At 49.5% G+C, this 4,035-nt stretch carries 7 protein-coding genes; all 7 read left to right on the top strand.

Annotation, left to right across the window (positions count from 1 at the left end; genetic code table 11):
* Positions 1-686 precede the first annotated feature (686 nt).
* Positions 687-1,448: a ParA family protein gene (locus C5O24_RS11400; RefSeq protein ID WP_107036585.1), complete on the top strand. Its 762-nt coding sequence runs from the start codon at positions 687-689 to the stop codon at positions 1,446-1,448.
* 8 nt (positions 1,449-1,456) lie between these two features.
* Positions 1,457-1,888 (top strand): DUF3408 domain-containing protein, encoded by a 432-nt coding sequence (locus C5O24_RS11395; RefSeq protein WP_107036584.1) that lies wholly within the window; start codon positions 1,457-1,459, stop codon positions 1,886-1,888.
* A gap of 19 nt (positions 1,889-1,907) precedes the next feature.
* Positions 1,908-2,210, top strand: coding sequence for a DUF3408 domain-containing protein (locus C5O24_RS11390; protein WP_160899912.1), 303 nt, complete (start codon positions 1,908-1,910; stop codon positions 2,208-2,210).
* On the top strand, positions 2,210-2,923 hold the full coding sequence (locus tag C5O24_RS11385; RefSeq protein ID WP_107036582.1) for a hypothetical protein: 714 nt from the start codon (positions 2,210-2,212) through the stop codon (positions 2,921-2,923). Before C5O24_RS11390 ends, C5O24_RS11385 begins: the two co-directional genes overlap by 1 nt.
* Before the next feature lie 83 nt (positions 2,924-3,006).
* On the top strand, positions 3,007-3,300 hold the full coding sequence (locus C5O24_RS11380; protein WP_237613052.1) for a DUF4134 domain-containing protein: 294 nt from the start codon (positions 3,007-3,009) through the stop codon (positions 3,298-3,300).
* Complete coding sequence (locus tag C5O24_RS11375; protein WP_107036581.1) at positions 3,301-3,612, top strand: DUF4133 domain-containing protein; 312 nt, start codon at positions 3,301-3,303, stop codon at positions 3,610-3,612.
* A gap of 2 nt (positions 3,613-3,614) precedes the next feature.
* Positions 3,615-4,035, top strand: a 421-nt coding sequence (locus C5O24_RS11370; protein WP_133165555.1) for a DUF3875 domain-containing protein, incomplete at its 3' end; no start/stop codon positions are given.

Raw genomic sequence — 4,035 nt, 5'->3', positions numbered from 1 at the left:
ATTCAATATCGCGTCACTTTGAGGCAACGCGAGGCGACCGAGTACCGCACATCCCTGAAATTATGTCTGACGGACAGACATATAGTAACTTTGCAACGTGAACATCAGCCAACACGTCTGCCGTCACATTCAAGTTAATGTCTATAGGAATGCTCGACCGCACGTCTGTCATATCTGATATTCACACACACGAATTGACAATCTGAAATACAGGCATAATTACGCAAGTGATTTCTGATGTCTGCCAAAGCATCCGCTCGTTCAAGTTAATGTCTAAAGGAACTGATGCCTGATAGTTTTGACTGACATTTGAAAGACCTTATACAAGGACTGCCATTTTTAAGATTGTCCATTCACTCCGATGACTGTAATGTCTTCTTTCTGCCATAGCATCCCCGTGAATGTCCGCTAAAGCAATCAGGTTTATGTTTGTTCGGATTGCCGCTACGCCTGACTGACGCTTCGATGCCGGCATGAATGCCATGACACCGTATCATCATTTCACACAGACTGATGTCTGTCTGTAGCGACGTAGCCGTCCAACCCTAAGGCTGTCGCAAGAACCCCGTCCAAAACTTTTGCCCGTACATATCCCGGTTTTGACGATAAGACCGGTCAGGCTGTGGTGTGTAAGGACAAACATTTCCCGTGAGTATCAACCCTATGTTTAACCCCTTACAAAAGCGATGAAAGAACCTGTTTTTATTGCCTTCTCCACCCAGAAGGGAGGGGCCGGCAAGACAACCCTGACTGTGCTGATGGCGAGTTACCTCTACTATGTCCGGGGGCTGAAAGTCCTCGTTGTGGACTGCGATTATCCCCAGTACAGCATCAAGGAAATGCGGGACCGCGATGTGGAGATTCTAAGAATCAACTCCGCGTTCAAGAAGAACTTTATGGAGCAGCGCGAACGCATACAGAGAGACCCTTATCCCATACTGATTACAAAACCTGAAGACGCGCTTGACAGAGCACGGGCGATAATCGAGTCCGGCAAAGAGGATTATGACATCGTGCTGTTCGACCTCCCCGGTACGATCAATAACCCCGGTGTCGCCAAAACAGTATCCCTGATGGACTACATCTTCTGTCCCGTGGCTGCCGACAAGCTCATCCTCGAAAGTTCGCTTGCATTCGCCATGAAAGTGCGCGACGAGATCATGACAGTTTCAGGCTGTTCGGTCAAGGACATGTATATGCTATGGAATCTTGTGGATGCACGCGAGAAGACAGACCTCTACGAGCGATACGAGGAAGTATTTGAAGAGCAGATGTTGCAGACACTCAAAACGAGGCTTCCGGATGCAAAGAAATATAGGAGGGAGGGCTCGAAAGATGCGGCCCGCGCAGTATTTCGCTCGACGCTTCTGCCACCGGACAAAAATCTCCTGAAAGGAAGCCGTCTTGTGGAACTGGCTGACGAGATTCTGGGTATAATCAAGCTCTGACAAGGCTTATGGCAAAACGATATGACAATGATTTCGATGCCGAAGGTTTTGTCGAAAACTTTCGAGCCAAAGAATATCCGCCCACCCCCTCCGAAACCGGCAAATCCGAAGATTCCGACATTACGAAGTCCCAGACAGTCTCCGAGGATAAGAAACTACGAAATAGAAATGCAAAACCAAGCAAGGATAGTCCGACAGAAACGGTCATCGGATTCAAAGAGAAATATATTGATTCCCTGAAATACAAGAGTCCGAACAAACGCTTTCCGCAGGTGGGTATCCACCCCGATTTCGTGAAGGTCATCAAGAGACTGGAAGACGCCAACGGCACATGGGGCTGTAGTGTATCGACTTATATCAACAATGTCCTCGCCGACCATTTCAAGGCGAACGAGGCAATTATCAACGATTTATTAGAAAATTTCTATCGTAATGAATAATCCCCCTTCTACTCCATTTATGGAAAAGGTGTCGGGAGCCGTGTCAGGCGCACTGTCTGACGCTCTCGACCGGCAGTCGCCATCGCTGGCGGCAGCGAAGAAATATCAGGAGCGGTTCCTGTCGAAAAACCGCATCAACTCCAACTGTCGTGTCTATATCTCCGACGAAATGTTCGACCTGCTCAACCGCATGGTTGCAGCGGTCGGCAAGAACCGGGCTTCGGTCGGGAACTATGTCACCGAGATAGTGCGCGAACACGTGGAGCGACACCGCGAGTCAATCAACGCTATCTATTTCACCAATACCCGGCCTCTGTTCTGATGGAAGTATTGCTGATTGTGGCGTTGCTGGCAAGCAACATCTATCTTATCGGGAAAGTGCTGAAGAAGCCGGCGGAAAAACATCCGCCAGCTCCGGCCACAAATTCCGAAGAAACACCTTCTCCGGCATTATCGGGATCTGATGACGATTCTCTCGTGGGTCGCAGTCACTATGACATGGACAGGCTCAACGCCTTGATTGATGCAAAAGTCAACTCCAGAGTTGACGAGAAAGTGGATGAAATAGTGACAAGGATAAGAACAGAGCTGACCAGTCCGGAAGATGTAGGTCTTCCGCCTGAAGAGCCGGCACAGCCTGAACCGGAGAAGACTATCCCGCAGGAGAGACTCGACGAGGTTTTCACCCACCATACTGTGGGCGAGTCATTCGGCGACGCCCCTGAAATCACGGAACGTCAGACAGGCGGGCAGGACTTCAAGGCTCTTGAAAGTGCGGTACGTGTGGCAAAGGATGAGCCCCACACACCCGAAGAAGCAGCAGCCGCCAAGGAAACGCTCAAAGAGATTCAGGGAACCGTCATCGAAGAACGGCTGTCGCTTGATCCGAAAGTGCGCACGCGTATCCTCTCGATTATCTACGGCGACGAAGATGAACCGCTTACCAAAGAGGTCATCGCCAAGAAGAAGGTGGTCTATTCCAAGACCATCGACACTGTTGACATTGACCGGATAAATCTCAATATCTTAACTTGATTATTAACGAATCTGAAATGCGTATGAAGAAATTCCTCAATAAGATGTATAACCGTGTCGTAGCGTGGATGAACGCTCCACACATGCGCCGTCCTATGGCGGCAATGCTCCTGCTCACCGCCGCTGTCCAGATGTGGGCCGCAGGTGACGGAATGTCAGGTATCAATCAGGCTACAAGCATGATAAGTGGATATTTTGACCCCGGCACCAAACTCATTTACGCCATTGGTGCTATGGTAGGTCTCATCGGCGGTGTCAAGGTCTATGGCAAGTTCTCGTCAGGCGATCCCGACACAAGCAAGACCGCTGCCTCGTGGTTCGGTGCCTGTATTTTCCTTATCGTCGCCGCTACCATTCTCCGCTCTTTCTTCCTCTAAATGGCTTCGTATTCCATCAACAAGGGTATCGGCCGGACAGTGGAATACAAGGGGTTGAAAGCGCAATATCTTTTCATCTTCGCCGGAGGTCTCATCATTGACTTCGTATTGTTCGTAATCCTTTATATGTGCGGTGTCCCGCAATGGTTCTGCATCGGGTTTGGTGCCGCGAGTGCCTCAATTCTGGTGTGGTACACTTTCCACCTGAATGGGAAATACGGTCAATACGGTCTGATGAAGATTACCTCGGTGAAATATCGTCCCCGGTATATCATCAACCGCCTACGGCTTAAACGCTTAATCAGACATTGACTATGAAGAATACGTTAAAAGCAACGACACTCGAAACAAAGCTGCCTTTGCTGGCGGTGGAACACGGTTGCATCATATCGAAGGATGCCGACATAACGGTTGCTTTCGAGGTTGCTCTGCCGGAGCTATTCACCGTCACCTCACAGGAATATGAGGCTATGCACGGTGCATGGTGCAAGGCAATCAAGGTGTTGCCACATTATTCGGTAGTGCATAAGCAGGACTGGTTCTGTTCGGAGAAATATCAGCCGGAACTCCAAAAGGATGATTTATCCTTTTTAGATAGGAGTTTTGAACGCCACTTCAACGAGCGTCCATACCTCGCCCATAAGTGTTACCTCTTCCTTACCAAGACAACGAAAGAAAGGGCGCGTCAGCAGAGCAACTTCTCAACTCTCTGCCGAGGGCGAATAACCCCGAAGG

Source organism: Paramuribaculum intestinale, assembly GCF_003024925.1.
Taxonomy (GTDB): Bacteria; Bacteroidota; Bacteroidia; order Bacteroidales; family Muribaculaceae; genus Paramuribaculum; species Paramuribaculum intestinale.
Note: the sequence above shows the minus strand (reverse complement) of the source record. Positions and strands in the feature narration are given on the sequence as shown.